Consider the following 14,895-nt stretch of genomic DNA (forward strand, 5'->3'; position numbering starts at 1 on the left):
AAAAGATTCAAATGGAGACCCGGGGGGGTGAAACGGAGCTGGATCGACTGGTGATGGACCGTCTTCACGAGCCGGTATTGCACCTTTTACGCAACGCGTGTGATCATGGCATTGAGGATCCGGACCTGCGACTTTTGAAAGGGAAGTCGGATACCGGCACCATTCGAATGTCTGCCTATACCGCTCAAGGACACGTGCACTTGCGGATCGAAGATGATGGCGCCGGCATTGACTTTGGCAAGTTAGCGGACAAGGCGGTTCGCCAAGGGTGGATGACGGCAGAAGAAGCGTCTCGGGCCCCCGAGGCCGACTTAGCCGAATTGCTTTTTAGGCCCGGGGTATCGACAGCGGAGAAAATCACCGACATTTCTGGCCGTGGCGTTGGCCTTGATGTGGTGCGGGCCTTTTTAGATGAGATCCATGGGACCATTACCGTAGAGAGTGTCTTCGGTAAGGGGACCACTTTTCATCTTGAACTGCCTATGACGATGGCGATTATGACGGCTTTGATTGTCGAGTCTGGAGATTGGATTGTAGGGTTACCAATTCTGGCTGTCGAGCGTATTGAGGACATGGCACTGTCGGAATTAGGAACTGCTCTTGGACATCGGGCGGTCCCCGATGGAGAAGCTCCGTTGCCCGTCTATTCGCTCGCAGAACTGCTCGAACCAGGCGCGGCACGTATGGATCGTTACGTCGTGCGTGTGAAGGATGGGCACACCGAGGCGGCTCTCGCGGTGGACCGCGTTCATGGCCAACAGGAGGTGGTGGTAAAACCCGTCGCGGAATTAACTGGCATGACCCCTTGGTTGAGTGGCGTCTCGCTTTTGGGGGATGGACGGTTGGCCTTAATGGTGGATGTTCGGCGGCTGGTGCCTAATGTGCCCGGGGACCGTGAACGGGTGCAACGGGATCCGATACTGAAAGCCGGATCGAACCAAATGGAACTTTTGGTGTTTTCTCTCAGCGACGGGCAGCGGTATGGGATTAACGTGTATAAAACACGCGAGGTCTTGCCGGTGGCAGATGTGGTTATGGTGGCTGAGCAGCATGAGTGGTTAGAGGGTTTCTTGCGTTTGCGTGGTGAGACGGTACCAGTTGTCAGTCTCAATCGAGCCTTGGGATTGAGGGAGCCGGAGCATCCGCAAGTGGTGATTGTCACGGAATTTAATCAGACAGTGCAAGCGTTTCGCGTCAATGCGGTGGAGCGCATGGTGCGAGTGGGTTGGGAAGGGGTTGAACCCTTGCCGAAAGTGATGGAGTCATTGGACTCGGAAATGCGACGCTTTACGGGGCTCATTGACCATCCTGGCATGGGGCCGATTCAATTGATTGATTACGAGCAGATCCTGGCCCAAATTGCACCAGCGAGCTTTCCGCTACCAGAGGAAACCCAAGGGTTGGCCACTTTTCCACAACGCATGATATGGCTCGCAGATGATTCAAGAGTGGCTCGTCAGCAAGTGACGAAAGCGCTGATACCCTTGGAAGTGCAGATTAAGACGTTTGTGGATGGGGAAGAGTTGTGGAACGTTGTGCAAACCGCCGACACGTTGCCTGATATGTTTGTGCTTGACGTTGAGATGCCACGTCTCGATGGTTACACACTCACCCAGCGACTCAAGCAAGATGCACGGACGGCTCATATTCCAGTATTATTGCATACGTCACTCTCTGGACATTGGCATGCTGACCGTGCCGAGGTGGTTGATGCGGATGGGATTGTCACTAAGTTTGACCCCCTACTCCTAGCTCAGTCCATCCGTGACATATGGCAAGGAATGACGGAAGAGTCTCTAGATGTCTCTTGATATGACACCGAGCGGCGAGCTCGATTTGAATGGCGAATGGTTTGCATGGAGGGAAGGAATTCATGAAGATTTTGATTGCGGATGATGCTGCATTTATGCGGATGCGATTGAAGACGCTGTTGACTGAGGCAGGGTATGAGGTGGTTGAGGCTCAAAATGGGCAAGAAGCGGTAGCACTCTATGACCAGCATAATCCAGAGATGGTGTTGATGGATATTACCATGCCAGAAATGGATGGAGTAGCGGCAACCCAAGCGATTAATGCCGCGCACCCGGGAGCACGGGTGGTGATGGTGTCGGCGTTGGGCCAGCAGGCCATGGTGGTATCGGCTATTCAGGCTGGTGCCAAGGACTTCATTGTAAAGCCCTATCAGCCGGATCGGGTTCTCGATGCGGTAGCCAAATGGGCAGGTACGCCGGCCAAGTAGTTGTCTTAATCAAGGCAATGAGACACAAGCAGATAGGGGGGAATGGCATGCGACTGATGGCGGTTTCACAATGCCACAGTGGGGACGTAGCAGCAGATACCATTCGCGGTCGTCATGGCCAAGTGATTGCGGAAAAGGCTGAGCCGCTTACCGATCATATGATTCAACGGATGAAGGACGAGTCGTTGGATACGGTTGCGGTGGAGTGGCCCGGTCTCGAAAAGGTACACCCCAATTGGTGGTTTCCCGACACCCTGGTGCGCCCCATGACGATGTGGGCGCAACGGGGGATGAGCGCCTTGGATGGTGATGGGTTGGCCACAGCCCGTCAATTTGCCCGTGACTTTGTTGATCGGTTTCCTTTGACGCACAAGCAGGCATTTCAATGGATCCCTTTGTATCGAGCGGGTAATCCGGCGTTGGCCGCTTGGGTGAATACCATCGGACTTACGGTAAAGCTGACACAATTGACGGATGTGAAGTGGGTTGAAGATTACACGATGGCGGCTATCTTGTTGGGCTTGGAATATGCCCTCACGCAAGCAGAAGTCGGGCTGCCATCGGCAGAGCGTTTGTCGCCTGTCGTCAGTCGATTGAAGAATATGACATCCATCCCGTCGACAGCGCGGGTGACCGTGCAGCAGCATCATGCACATTGGGATGGTACCGGTGACCCGCCCCTAAAAGACACCCAGATTTATCAAGGGGCGCTAATCGTAGGAATGGCGGAATCGATGAATGCGCTATTATTTCGCACCGATGAACCTCCCGTGCCGATTAACGAGGCATTGGAGTGGATGGTCGGCGGTGCTGGATTGGAATACTCCTTAACCCTCGTGCAATTATTACAACGCACGGTCGCTCCCTATTCTGTAGGATCGGTCGTGACACTGGGGCAGGGAGAAATCGGGGTGGTGTTGAATAACCCTCCTGATTGGCCTACGCGGCCGCAAGTGTGGTTGTTGAATGGGCGAGATGCAGGCCATGAAGTTCAGCTCAAGGATCCCGACCAGCATATCCGCGTCATTACCGGACTTTATAGCGGGCGGGAGTTGCCGGGATAATCGATTAGGAGGTAGCATGTGGAAGCTCACGAGATTTTAGCGGTATGGGAGAGGGCATCAGTGCCCGCACTGGCTCAGGCGGGACAAGCCTTAAAGGAGTTTAGTGGTTTGGATTTTGCCGTCACCGAAACGGAAATTACTATGGTGTCTTGGGCCACAATGGCTGAGCGCTTATCGAGCAAAATTCACAATCCCATTTATGTCGTACATCTTGGCGCCAAAGGACTATTTCAAGCTCATATCTTATTACTATTTTCTGACACCAACAGTCAACGGCTGGTGAGCGCCCTGATGGGGGCTCCCGTGGATCTCCCCTTAGATGACATGGGAGAATCGGCACTGGCGGAAGTGGGCAATGTGGTGGGGACGGCATTTTTAAATGTTTTTTCTGATGTATTTCGCGTGGTATGGGAACCGACTCCTCCTCAGGTGCGCGTGTCCACCCCCCAAGAAATTACGCAAGAAATTTCTCCTGGGACCAATGTATTGTTATCCGAAGCACTGTTTCAAGTGGTCGGTGAAGCGGTGTCCGGAGAAATTGTGGTCATACCGACGTTGACATAGCCTTTGGATGTAAAAGATGAGAGATGACGGAGTGTGGCCTAATGAACCAGTCTATCCCACAGCATGCCGCTCGGGTCTTTATTGTTGACGATTCGAGCTTTTTTCGCTACCAATTGGGGGCGCGTCTTTCGCGGCGCGGATGGACCGTAGTGCAAAGTGTAGGTTCAGGAGAAGAAGCTTTGGCATTAGTGCCCACACTCGGCCCTGACCTGGTGATGATGGATGTGGTCATGCCAGGAATAGGGGGGATTGAGGCGGTGCGGGCGCTACGGCAGAAGTGGTCCGGACCCATCATGATGATGTCTGCGTATAGTGCTGCCAAAGCCACATTTGAGGCGCTCGAGGCGGGAGCGAATGACTTTATTGCCAAACCGTCACGAGAGCAAAGTCTCGAGACCATGGTCAATGAAATTATCGACCGCTTTAGTGGACTCGTCGGGCATAAAGCCTCCCCCGTGCTCTCGCCCTCACGCCAGATAGGTCGAGATGAATTACGGACCACCGGATTTCGAGCGCTGGTGATTGGGGCTTCGACGGGGGGGCCGCGCGCGTTGGCCACGCTGATGGATGGTCTTACAGCGGCGCCCACCATTCCAATTTTTATTGTGCAGCACATGCCGGGGGGCTTTACGCAATCATTTGCTCGACGGCTTACGGATCATCTAGGGCATCCAGTCGAGGAATCCCCTCCCGATGGTCGGGCCATCTCCTTGCAGAAAGGGTTAGTCGTGTTAGCTACCGGAGGCAAACACTTAAGGATCTCGTCACGGCAATGTTGGAGTGAATCGGGCGAGCGAATTCACGGAGTGATTCCCTGCGTCGATGTGACCTTGTTTGACGCCGTAGAAGTGTTTGGTCGAGATCTGGGGGTGGTGATTTTAAGTGGAATGGGTGAAGACGGGGCTCAAGGGTCCGCGGAAGCGCACGCTCGTGGAGCCACGGTGATCGCCGAAGCTGAGGAAACGGCGCTTGTCTGGGGCATGCCTCGAGCGGTGGCGGAGTCCGGTTCGGCTAATGCGGTATGGCCACTGGAGCGCATCGGCCTCTGGTTGAATCAGGTTGTGGCCCATGGCTCCTAGTTATAGCGACAGTGACTGGGGGAAGGTTGTGGCCCTGGCGAAGACGCATGGTATGGACTTGAGGGCGTACAAACGAGACCAGGTCGAGCGACGTGTGATGGCGTTTATGAGTCGCGAAGGGTATTCCGATGCCACCGCCATGACCATCGCAGCGACGCGAGATCCGGCAATATATCGGAAGTTGCATAGCTACCTGACCATTCACGTGACCGAATTCTTTCGCGACGCGCTCTATTGGGAGCGTTTTCGCGACGGTGTCGTGCCACTGCGAAGATCGCGGTTGAAAATATGGTCCGCTGGATGCTCGGTCGGTGCGGAACCCGTCACTGCCGCCCTACTCATAGATGGCATGGGATACTCTTTTGATATTTTAGCGACCGATAGTGACGAGATGGTGCTGGACGACGCGCGCCGTGGGGTGTATCCCCAAGAAATGGTGGCTAAGGTGCCGATGCCTTATCGGGAACGCTTTCAGCGCGTGGGCGACGGGTTTAAGGCGCGGGCGTTCCAGTCGGGGGCAATTCGCTATATGCGCCATAATCTCTTAACCGATCCCTCCCCAGGACATTTTGATATTATTATTTGCCGCAATCTCCTCATCTATTTTGAGCGAGAGACACGGGCGCAATTGTTGCGAGGACTGGCCCAGGCGATCGAACCCGGGGGCTTACTCTTCCTGGGGGCGATGGAAACTTTTATGGATTTCAAGGATCTGGGATTTCAACTGGTGTCTCCTTCGATCTATCGCAAAATCTGAGCCCCACAAGAAGGAAATTCCTAAAAAGTATCCAATTGAAAGAGATAACGAGAGGGGAGATCATATGGCGGATTCGAATCGTCCGTTGTCGCAGGCCGAAATTGATGCCTTGCTTTCAGCGATTGGGTCGCCTGAACCTACGCCGGCCCCCGAGACTCCCGAGGTACAATCAGAGAGTGCTCCTCACACCGCCAAGTCCTCTTCAACTGAGGAGATCGAGAGATCATTGCCTCCGCTTCAGATGACAGCAGCAGATATTGAAAGCCCGGCATTGCGCCGGATTGTTGATCTTCCGGTGACATTTCAAGCCAGTTTAGGCGATCAAGCCATTTCGGTGAAAAATCTTCTCAATTGGGGAGTGGGTAGCCAGTTTGTCTTAAATCATCGCTGGCAGTCCCCCGTTCCCCTGAAAATTAATGGCATGCTCGTGGGTCAGGGCACAGTGGTGTTGGTGGGAAACAATTTTGGAATTCGGGTGTCTGCCTGGGGGAATCGGTCCAGCGAATGATGGGACGAGAAGATGTCGACCTGCGGTTGTTCTCATAGGAATATCCGCTTGGCTCCGTCGTCCTCAGATTTTGTTGCTTTTTGGCCCTGCAATGTCAAAATGCGGGGTTCACACCCCATTTGGAGAGCTCTATCCCACTCTACGAGCCCCATAGGAGACACGAATTCGGGCCAAGCAGGGAAACTGTCGCTGGTGTATTCTCTCTCTCAAAAAACTATTGGCGTCTGAGGGGCATTAGGTATTGCTAAGTCCTTCACTAGCGGCTACTATCTACTTAATGCAAGTTTATATCATTTGCAACTAAGAATCAATTGGGGTGATCGGTATGGCTGAAGATTCGGTCTCATCGTTGGAGGCTAATGTCGTCAGCTTTTGGGGACTTGTCAGTCAGAGTCTGGCTGGCATGGCGCCCACTTGTGATGTCGTGGCATTTATGACGGCGGGAGCAGCTTTTGCTCTGGTCGCTTTGCCACTCTCCTACTTATTGGCGTTCGGACTGATGTTTATCGAAGTCAATACGCTCTATCATCTGACGAAAAATCGTGGTTCGGCGGGTGGATACTATAGTTATGTGTCGTCGGGATTGGGGCCAACAGCCGCTGTGGTGACGGCGATTATGGTGATCTTTTACCAAGTGATTAGCGTGGCGGGAATTCCTGTGTACGTCGCGGGAGTGTTTTTGCCCGGTCTCGCGCACATGGTGGGGATTAATTTACCGAGTTGGTTCTGGATGGTCGCGGTACTAGCCTTTATTGGGATTCCCTGGGTGCTGTCGGTGATGGGAATTCGTCCCACAGTGCGGACATTGGTATTCACGAGCACTTTGGAAATTGCCTTTTTAATCGTCGCGTCCCTAATTATTATTGGTCACGCTCCCACCTTGCATCCTCTGCGGCCATTTTCTTTGGCGGCGTCAGGCATTAAAGGGGTGTCGATGGGCATGATCTTTGCGATTACTAGTTTCATAGGCGTTGGAAGCCATGCACCACTGGGTGAAGAAGCCCGCGGCGTGCGAACCCAAAAGGGACGCCTCATTGGGAAAGCCGCGGTGGTTTCATTAACGCTGGTCGGTGCGGCGTTGACCCTTTCGGCCTATGCCTTGACGGTGGGATGGGGCGAAGCCAATATGGGGGCATTTTCGAGGGCCAATGCGCCCGGAGTGACAGTGTTTCTGCATTATTTGGGACCGGTAGGGGCCGTTGCACTAGTGGTACTGGCGGTGAATAGCGCGCTCATGGATAGTTTAGCGCTACTAACCAGTTCAGCACGCGTCCTCTATGCGGTGGGGCGTGATAAGTTGGTGACAACGCATTTTGCTCAAGTCAATGGACGGCGTGCTCCAGCTTGGAGTATCTCTGTACTGGCTCTTGGGGCGGTGGTGGTGGCTCTGTCCTTTGGGCTTTGGTTGGGGCCACGACAAGCATTTAATGTATTGACCACGACGGTGCTATTCGGTTTAGTCACGTCGCATACGTTGATGAATGTTTCGTTGATGCGCCAATCCCATCAGGAACGGCATTGGGTTCAAATCGTCTTGCACTTCGTATTGCCAATTTTAGCGGTAGCACTCTTTTGGTTGGTGCTGTACGAATCCATTATTCCGCTGGCGTTTCCTTTAGCATGGGCGGGCGTGTTTTGGATCGTGATTCTCAGTGTTGGCGTGATCTACGCGCTTTCAGTGCGACATCGCGTGTCACCCGAAAAGCGGCATCGCTTGGGAATGCCATCGTGGGAGTGACACTTAAGGGATTGCCCAGGAGGCGCCAGTCGTGCCTCCTGGGTGACCGTCGATACTTGGCTACATGGCTTCGTGTGACAGGAGCCATTTAGGGAAGCATTGACGACAAATCCAATCCACAGGGTGCAATTGGTCTTTGAGATAGTGTCCGTCAAATCGATACAAAAAAGGTTCGTGGCAAACGTGACAGGTATGCCGCACCGTTTGTAGTGGGAGTTTCACTCCAATTAAGGTCGACTCGTTAACCATCCGAATTCCCTCCTAATTTGGCCTCATTGCTCTACTTTCATAAGCGGCTCTCGCGGTCTGCGGCGTCCTAGTTCGGCCGTAGGTGACATTTTCAATAAACCATAAATATATTTCTAAAGTATGACGATGGCGCAAAAAAGAATAAAATGATCAACCTACCAAACGTGGGTAGAAAATGTGTCTCACAATAGTGGAACATCAGCGCCTCATGGTGAAGAGACTCGCACAATCGCCCTCGATTCCCTTATAATTAGAGGAATTCGCCGTCGAACCGAGAATTATAGGGACATTAGGCTGAAGGATGTAAGAGATGAAGGATGAGGGTGAACGCGTGTCATTTGAGGCGGAACAATCATTGAAGGTCAGCGATGAGGTTTCTACTCTTCGCGAGACCATTGTGCGCTATGTCATTGCCGACCCAGCGGACTTAGAAGGCGCATCGACCGGACTATTGGCCTTTGCCGCAGATGAGGGACTCGAACTCTTTGAACCCTATGATGGAGCTCTTATGGCAAGTCAGGAGACTTGGGATGAGAATTATTTATCCGAGGTAAAAGAGCAATTGCTACATGTGAATTTTTCTCGTGAACGGTTTGACCATTTTGTGGATGTGGCCACCACGGTTCAATCCGTAGACGTGCCCTCGGTTAAAGCACGTCGTTCCATTCACTGGATATCTATCGGGATTGTGCTGTTTTTATGTATTTTGGGAGCTTTGGTGCTAGCAGGGCCGCAAGTCTTCAGGGACATCTTTCAGAACTCGCCTTTGATGGGTGGGGGATAACCTTAGGCATTGGGATGGCAGTCGTGAGTGGGATCTCCAAGGTGGACAGATGATGTTCTATACGAGTAAACAATCCTCGTGACCGAAAGACCATCGGGCCACGGGGATTGTCTATCGCAAGCGTCTGATTTTCGGGGCTATTCTTGACAACCACGGCATCCTCGGACCCGCGGGCATTGGGCATATTGCGGGTCTGGGTATTGCCTATTCGTTTGGTGAAAGAGTGCGAAACTGAATGCTGTAATCCCAGGTCACTTCTTCGCCGTCATTGAGTATGATCATTCCCGTGTCGGAATCCGGTAGTGATAGATTTGGGGCGTTGGGGAGCCAACTATACGGTTCAATAGAAAGAAAATTCGCGTCCAACGACGGTCGATAAACGACGAATTGACGAAATTTATTGCTCCCCTCAAATATCGCTTCGAAGGCCCCGCTTGCGCTGGTCAGGGTCACTCGGTTGGATTCGCCATCGACAATGTGATAAGGGGTGTCCTCGCAGATGCTGCGAGCGTCTTTAGACTCTTTGGGGAGCCCGGGCAATTTTTCCCCGGTCGGGACCTTGTCGTCATCGATTTGCCAGGGCTCCATTGCGGGAAAGTGACAGCGATAGTTATCGTCACGCAGCGCAATATTAGCATGAAAGCCTAAGGCGGCCGGGAGCGGGATCGTCCCCTGGTTTTTCATGACTGCATGAATGGCGAAGGTATTGTTTTTTGACACTGCATATCGGATCGCGAGCGAAAATGGACCGCCAAAGGTCTTTTGCACGAGAGCGTTGTCGAGGTATAGGGTGACGGAGTCGGTGGTGGTTTGGGCAACATCCCATTGACTATCCCATCCGAATCCATGCAGATTACTGGGCCCCGCATGATCGTTGATGGGCCATTCGAACGGATGCCCTTTTAAGAGAAACCGACCGTGTGCCATTCTCCCCGGGGGGAAAAGAGGCTGAATGCCGAAAATGAATGGGGCAAATTCCTCTTCAGAAGAGGGCGAATGCAACCAATTGCGGTGGTGGGTCGACCAATGAATTTGTTCCACTCGCGCTCCTAAATCACTAATCTTTACCGAAAGTGTATCGCGAGATAGCTCATAGGTTGTGCTCATGAGTATTCCACCTTTCTTCTATGTAATATTGTGAGAATGAGTCCCTGCCATTATCGCAGAGTCTCTCATACCTGTCTTAACCCTAACTTAACAGAACATTAAGGGAATGGATCGCGCGGGTTAATCTTACCTCAACGCTGTCAATATACCCTTAATGCTTAAGGAGGCATGAAGCCTTCTTAGATGATCGATAAGGGGTGGGCTTGGGTGTTCGAAGCTCAGGATCAAAAGAGATTTAGCATTTTTCATTTACGGACGATGTTTACCACTGGCATGGGAGTGCTGGGGGATGGTTATGGGCTGTCGTCGATTTCGATTGTGCTGCCACTGGTTTTGGCGAGTTTCGGAATGAAATCGCTCACTGGCATTGAATCGTCACTGCTTACCGGATCCGCCCTCTTTGGAATGGCCGTTGGGGCCATTATTTTTGGATTAATTGGCAACAAGGGACGCAAGCGATTTTATGGGGTGGATGTACTCATCATGTCTGTCGCTGCCATTGCGCAAGCCTTCGTGCCTGATGTCACCTGGCTTATCATTGTGCGCCTGATTTTTGGTATAGGCGCAGGGGCAGATTATGTCCTATCGCCGACAATTATGGGAGAGCATGCTAATGCTCAAGACCGTGGCAAGATTATGGCTGCAGGGTTTGGTATTAGTTGGGTTGTGGGGGCGATCTTAGCAGGTGCCGTAGACTTTGCTTGTAAGGGATTAGGGCTGAGTCCGTCTGATACCTGGCGTATTGTCTTAGCCATGGGAGCGGTACCGACTGCAACCGTGATTTATCTGCGCCGTCGATTGCCCGAAACGGCCCGATTCTTAGCACGAATTAAAGGCGATAAAGAAGCCACACAACAAGTATTGCAAGAAATCGCCGGTGACGTGGCAGTGGCTCATGATTTAGAAGGGGTCACCCTCAAAGACACCCATACATTTGGCCACTACTTTGCGCGCCATTGGAAACCGATAGTGTCGGCCTCATTGCTGTGGTTTTTAGGGGACATTGTCGGATATAGTAGTGGGCTTTATGGTCCAACGCTGATCGCGAAAGGTCTGGGATTTAGCCCTGAAGGATTCACCATTTTGATGTATGGGGCGTTTTCTCTTCCCGCCTTAGGTGTGGTGCTATTAGTGATTGATAAATGGGGACGCAAACGTCTGCAAGCACTGGGGGCGGTATTATCAGCGTGTGCCTTGGTGGGGTTTGGAATCTTAAAGGATTCTTCCGTGGTCATGGCTACGCTGCCTGCGTTCATGCTATTCGCTACCTATACCTTTACCGCGCAAATGGGCCCGTGCGCGGTTGCGCAAAACGGTAATTCCGGTGTGGAAATTGCTCCCACCAAGGTGCGCACCCTAGTTCAGGCGATTACGGTCGCGAGTGGACGTTTAGGCGCGACCATTTCCGCCTTTATATTCCCGCTGTTGTTCAAGGTATACGGCGAAGCGTTCGCGATCTACTTCTTAGCCGCCGGTAGTCTATTGATTGCAATTGTCACCTTAATTGGACTGCCAGAGACCCGGAAAAAGACCTTAGAATCATCGTCTAGCGAAGATCTGAGTCCAAGTTTAGCGGAAAATATTGGTTAGTGAGAATACGGGGAGAACGGACAAAAGGGGACCCTATGGGTCCTTTTTGTTTATCCTTTACTTATATTTTGGGAAAGAATTTGCTACCCTTTGAGTACTCACCTAAAGTAATCGAAGGAGATGATGGGATGAGACAGCGACCATTACCGCACACCGATTTGATGGTGTCAGAGATCTGTTTCGGCGCGGGGGGCGTCGGATCGGCGATTGACCAAGACACCGCATTTCGGTTTTTGGATCGATACATTGACCAAGGGGGCAATTTCATTGATACAGCGCGTGCCTACGCGATTTGGACAAAGGCGGGCGCGGGGGTTAGTGAGGCGGTAATTGGCCGCTGGCTTAAGAGGCATAATCACCGTCAGGATGTCGTGGTTGCTACCAAAGGAGGACATCCGGAGTGGGAGACACTCACCACCCCGAGAATGTCTCGTGATGACGTGGTATCTGATTGTGAGGCGAGCTTGCGAGCGTTGGGAATAGAGACGATCCCCCTCTATTGGTTGCATCGAGACGATCCCTCCCAGCCGGTGGAGGAGCTCTTAGAGACTTGTGAGCTGTTGGTGGCACAAGGAAAGATTCGCTATTATGGATGTTCCAATTGGAGTGTCAAGCGACTGCAAGAAGCCCAACACGTAGCGGAAGAGGCCCACTCGCGCGGATTTGTAGCCAATCAGCCGATGTGGAGCCTAGCGCAATTGAACGTCGAGAATATGCCGGACAAGACTCTCAAGTGGATGGATGAGGCGATGGTGTCTTATCACAAGCGAACCGAATTACCCGTGATCCCGTATAGCGCCCAGGCACGGGGCGTATTGGCTAAGCTTGTCTCGCGTGGGTGGAACGAGATGCCGCCAGATTTGATTCGTGATTATCAGAGTCAGAAAAACCAGCACACGTATGAACGTCTTCGCGAGTTAGCCGAGACAAAGCAGGTGAGTATTACGGCGCTCGCCATTCGTTGGATGAGTGACAATCAAGACTTTGTCACCATCCCCATCGTGTCTGGGCACTCGTCAGAGCAGTGGGAGGAAATTCTTCAATCGACGCGGATTAGCCTTTCTGCTAGTGAACGTGAATCGTTAACGCCGGTGTCGGATGAGAACATTGAGCCAGCATGACTAACCATCGACAGGTATAATTAAGGAGCGGTCAGTGTGATACATTTTGCGCATTCCATAGAGTCCCATCTTGAGTCAATGCTTCGCGAAGCCATTCCCACAGAAAAGTGGCTGTTTGCGCCTTTGCCGGCAGCGACAGAGAGCGACGCCCTAAAGGCGAGCCTGGATACCACAGTGCTAGTGGGATCGGGCGCCAACATCACCGCAGAAGGGCTCCAATCGCTGCCGCATCTGCAATGGGTGCATTCCGTCTCGGCGGGTGTCGACACGTTGCCATTAAAATACATGCGGGAGCACGGCATCTTACTTTCGAATTCTCGGGGAATCCATGGCAAACCGATTGCAGAGCAGATTTTGGGCATGATGCTCTCTTTTTCCCGCCAGTTGCACCACTATTGGAAGAATCAAGAGGAACGACATTGGGAACGACAGTATTTTCCTGACGAACTCTCTGGGAAGACGCTGCTCATTTTGGGAGCGGGGTCGATTGGACGTGAATTAGCGCGTAAGGCGAAGACGTTTGATATGACCATCATGGGGGTCAACACGCATGGGGGCGATTTGTCCGACTTTCATCACGTCTTGTCTCTCGATTCCGTGAATACGGTCCTTCCGGAGACTGACTACCTGGTAGTGTTATTACCCTTGACGCAGAAGACCCATCATTTTGTCGACCACCGTCGACTGTCTCTTCTCAAGCCCAGTGCCGTGGTCATCAATTTTGGGCGCGGCCCGGTGGTGGATCAAGCGGCACTAACCCAAGCACTCTCCGACGGCACAATTCGAGGCGCGGGACTAGATGTCTTCGAAGACGAACCGCTGCCACACGATAGTCCTCTTTGGGAGATGGATGATGTGCTCATTACTCCGCATACCGGTGGTTGGACACCTCATTATAATGAACGGTTGGTGGAGATCTTTCTGGCTAACTGGAGGTCGTTTTTGGCTCATGAACCCCTAGTCACGGGAGTGGACCTCGACGCTGGGTACTAGCGATTCGGTGTGGAGGCTTTCATCCGTGCCCGTCTTACCGGGAAATAGACTCCTACCAGGAGGAGAACGACAGCAATGCCCAGTCCCAGCGGAATAAGCTCGTGGGGTGCGAGTGGAGCCGTAGCAATGGCTCCGACCATGAGAGCGATGGCAAGCCACGAAAGCCATGGATAAAAGGGGATACGGTATTTTAAGGTTTTGCCCTCTTTAAGTAATTGTGGTCGATATCGGATTTGTGTAGCTACGATCAGAATCCATACGAAGAGAGCCTGAAATCCCGTTGCCGTGACGAGATAGGTGTATGCCGTTTTGGGGAGAAAGTACGCGAGACCGCTGACAATAACTAACAGGATGCCCGAAATTAAGTTGGCTTTTCGAGGGATCCCATGACTCTGCTCGGCGACGAAGCGGGGCGCATCGTGGATCCGACCCAGTGTCGCTAAGACCCGGTTGGTCGCATAGAGCCCGGCATTCATCGCGCTGAGCACCGCGACTAGAATCACAAAGTTAAAGACCTGGGCCGGCCATGACCACGGTAGACGACCGAGTGCCATCGTGAAGGGACTACTTGCGGTTGGCATATGCGACCAGACGATGAGGGCGGTTAATCCGAGGGCGGATGCTCCATAGAGAACGTAGATGGCGATCACGGTATTGCGAATCGTTTTGCCGATGACCTGTTCTGGGTGCTGGACTTGTGGAGCGGCGAGCCCTAATACTCCGGTGCCAGACATCGAGAATAAGACGAGAATCATTGCGGCGCCGATGCCTTTAATGCCGTGGGGAAAGAAGCCTGGCTGGCGGAACCATAGAGTGGGTCCAGTGGGAGTGGTGGCATGGAGGAGATGGGTTATCACGAACAGAATGGTGACGATAAAGAGCGAAGTAGCCACGATTTTCACCCACGACATGGAGGACTCAACACGGCTGAATCCTCGCACAGTGAGGAAATTAATTCCAGTAATGATGATGGCGTATCCAACCGAGAACACGACGACCGGAATGGATGGGAACCACACTTTAGTAAAGAGTGCTCCAGCAGTGGCTTCGGCGGCGATGTTAAGGATACTCGAGAACCAAAATACCCAGCCGCCCACAAAAG

At 52.5% G+C, this 14,895-nt stretch carries 15 protein-coding genes; 12 read left to right on the forward strand and 3 right to left on the reverse strand.

Annotated elements, in window-relative coordinates; all coding sequences use genetic code 11:
• The 8 genes from ACOJWD_RS09025 to ACOJWD_RS09060 all read left to right on the forward strand — a co-directional run.
• Positions 1-1,811 (forward strand): chemotaxis protein CheW (locus ACOJWD_RS09025; RefSeq protein WP_486992897.1); only part of this gene is annotated, 1,811 nt, incomplete at its 5' end.
• A gap of 62 nt (positions 1,812-1,873) precedes the next feature.
• Positions 1,874-2,239: a response regulator gene (locus tag ACOJWD_RS09030; protein ID WP_486992898.1), complete on the forward strand. Its 366-nt coding sequence runs from the start codon at positions 1,874-1,876 to the stop codon at positions 2,237-2,239.
• Positions 2,240-2,286: 47 nt separating this feature from the next.
• A complete protein-coding gene (locus ACOJWD_RS09035; RefSeq protein ID WP_486992899.1) occupies positions 2,287-3,303 on the forward strand; it encodes an HD domain-containing phosphohydrolase in 1,017 nt (338 codons plus the stop codon).
• A gap of 18 nt (positions 3,304-3,321) precedes the next feature.
• On the forward strand, positions 3,322-3,867 hold the full coding sequence (locus tag ACOJWD_RS09040) for a chemotaxis protein CheC (protein ID WP_486992900.1): 546 nt from the start codon (positions 3,322-3,324) through the stop codon (positions 3,865-3,867).
• Between the two features lie 41 nt (positions 3,868-3,908).
• On the forward strand, positions 3,909-4,946 hold the full coding sequence (locus ACOJWD_RS09045; protein WP_486992901.1) for a chemotaxis protein CheB: 1,038 nt from the start codon (positions 3,909-3,911) through the stop codon (positions 4,944-4,946).
• On the forward strand, positions 4,936-5,703 hold the full coding sequence (locus ACOJWD_RS09050; RefSeq protein ID WP_486992902.1) for a CheR family methyltransferase: 768 nt from the start codon (positions 4,936-4,938) through the stop codon (positions 5,701-5,703). Before ACOJWD_RS09045 ends, ACOJWD_RS09050 begins: the two co-directional genes overlap by 11 nt.
• 64 nt (positions 5,704-5,767) lie before the next feature.
• A complete protein-coding gene (locus ACOJWD_RS09055; RefSeq protein ID WP_486992903.1) occupies positions 5,768-6,211 on the forward strand; it encodes a FliM/FliN family flagellar motor switch protein in 444 nt (147 codons plus the stop codon).
• Between the two features lie 325 nt (positions 6,212-6,536).
• Entirely contained in the window at positions 6,537-7,949 is a 1,413-nt protein-coding gene (locus tag ACOJWD_RS09060) for an APC family permease (RefSeq protein ID WP_486992904.1), read from the forward strand.
• 60 nt (positions 7,950-8,009) lie between these two features.
• Here the strand turns inward: ACOJWD_RS09060 and ACOJWD_RS09065 are convergent, their stop codons facing one another.
• A complete protein-coding gene (locus ACOJWD_RS09065; protein WP_486992905.1) occupies positions 8,010-8,198 on the reverse strand; it encodes a hypothetical protein in 189 nt (62 codons plus the stop codon).
• A gap of 310 nt (positions 8,199-8,508) precedes the next feature.
• Here ACOJWD_RS09065 and ACOJWD_RS09070 point away from each other — a divergent pair, with 310 nt between their 5' ends.
• Entirely contained in the window at positions 8,509-8,982 is a 474-nt protein-coding gene (locus ACOJWD_RS09070) for a hypothetical protein (protein ID WP_486992906.1), read from the forward strand.
• Between the two features lie 204 nt (positions 8,983-9,186).
• Here the strand turns inward: ACOJWD_RS09070 and ACOJWD_RS09075 are convergent, their stop codons facing one another.
• Entirely contained in the window at positions 9,187-10,089 is a 903-nt protein-coding gene (locus ACOJWD_RS09075; RefSeq protein ID WP_486992907.1) for an aldose epimerase family protein, read from the reverse strand.
• A gap of 207 nt (positions 10,090-10,296) precedes the next feature.
• On the opposite strand from ACOJWD_RS09075, the gene ACOJWD_RS09080 reads away from it, so the two are divergent.
• The 3 genes from ACOJWD_RS09080 (at position 10,297) to ACOJWD_RS09090 (ending at position 13,793) form a co-directional block, all read left to right on the forward strand.
• Positions 10,297-11,679 carry an MFS transporter gene (locus tag ACOJWD_RS09080; protein WP_486992908.1) on the forward strand — a complete coding sequence of 461 codons (1,383 nt, stop codon included), beginning with the start codon at positions 10,297-10,299 and terminating at the stop codon, positions 11,677-11,679.
• Positions 11,680-11,807: 128 nt separating this feature from the next.
• The gene (locus ACOJWD_RS09085; RefSeq protein WP_486992909.1) at positions 11,808-12,800 is read left to right on the forward strand and encodes an aldo/keto reductase; all 993 of its coding nucleotides are present in this window, start codon (positions 11,808-11,810) and stop codon (positions 12,798-12,800) included.
• A 36-nt stretch (positions 12,801-12,836) separates the two neighbouring features.
• Positions 12,837-13,793, forward strand: coding sequence for a D-2-hydroxyacid dehydrogenase (locus ACOJWD_RS09090; RefSeq protein WP_486992910.1), 957 nt, complete (start codon positions 12,837-12,839; stop codon positions 13,791-13,793).
• Here the strand turns inward: ACOJWD_RS09090 and ACOJWD_RS09095 are convergent.
• Positions 13,790-14,895: amino acid permease (locus ACOJWD_RS09095; protein ID WP_486992911.1), on the reverse strand; the 1,106-nt coding region annotated here is incomplete at its 5' end. The two genes, ACOJWD_RS09090 and ACOJWD_RS09095, sit on opposite strands and share 4 nt — an antisense overlap.

The sequence above is a fragment of the Sulfobacillus sp. TH-112 genome, from assembly GCF_057473405.1.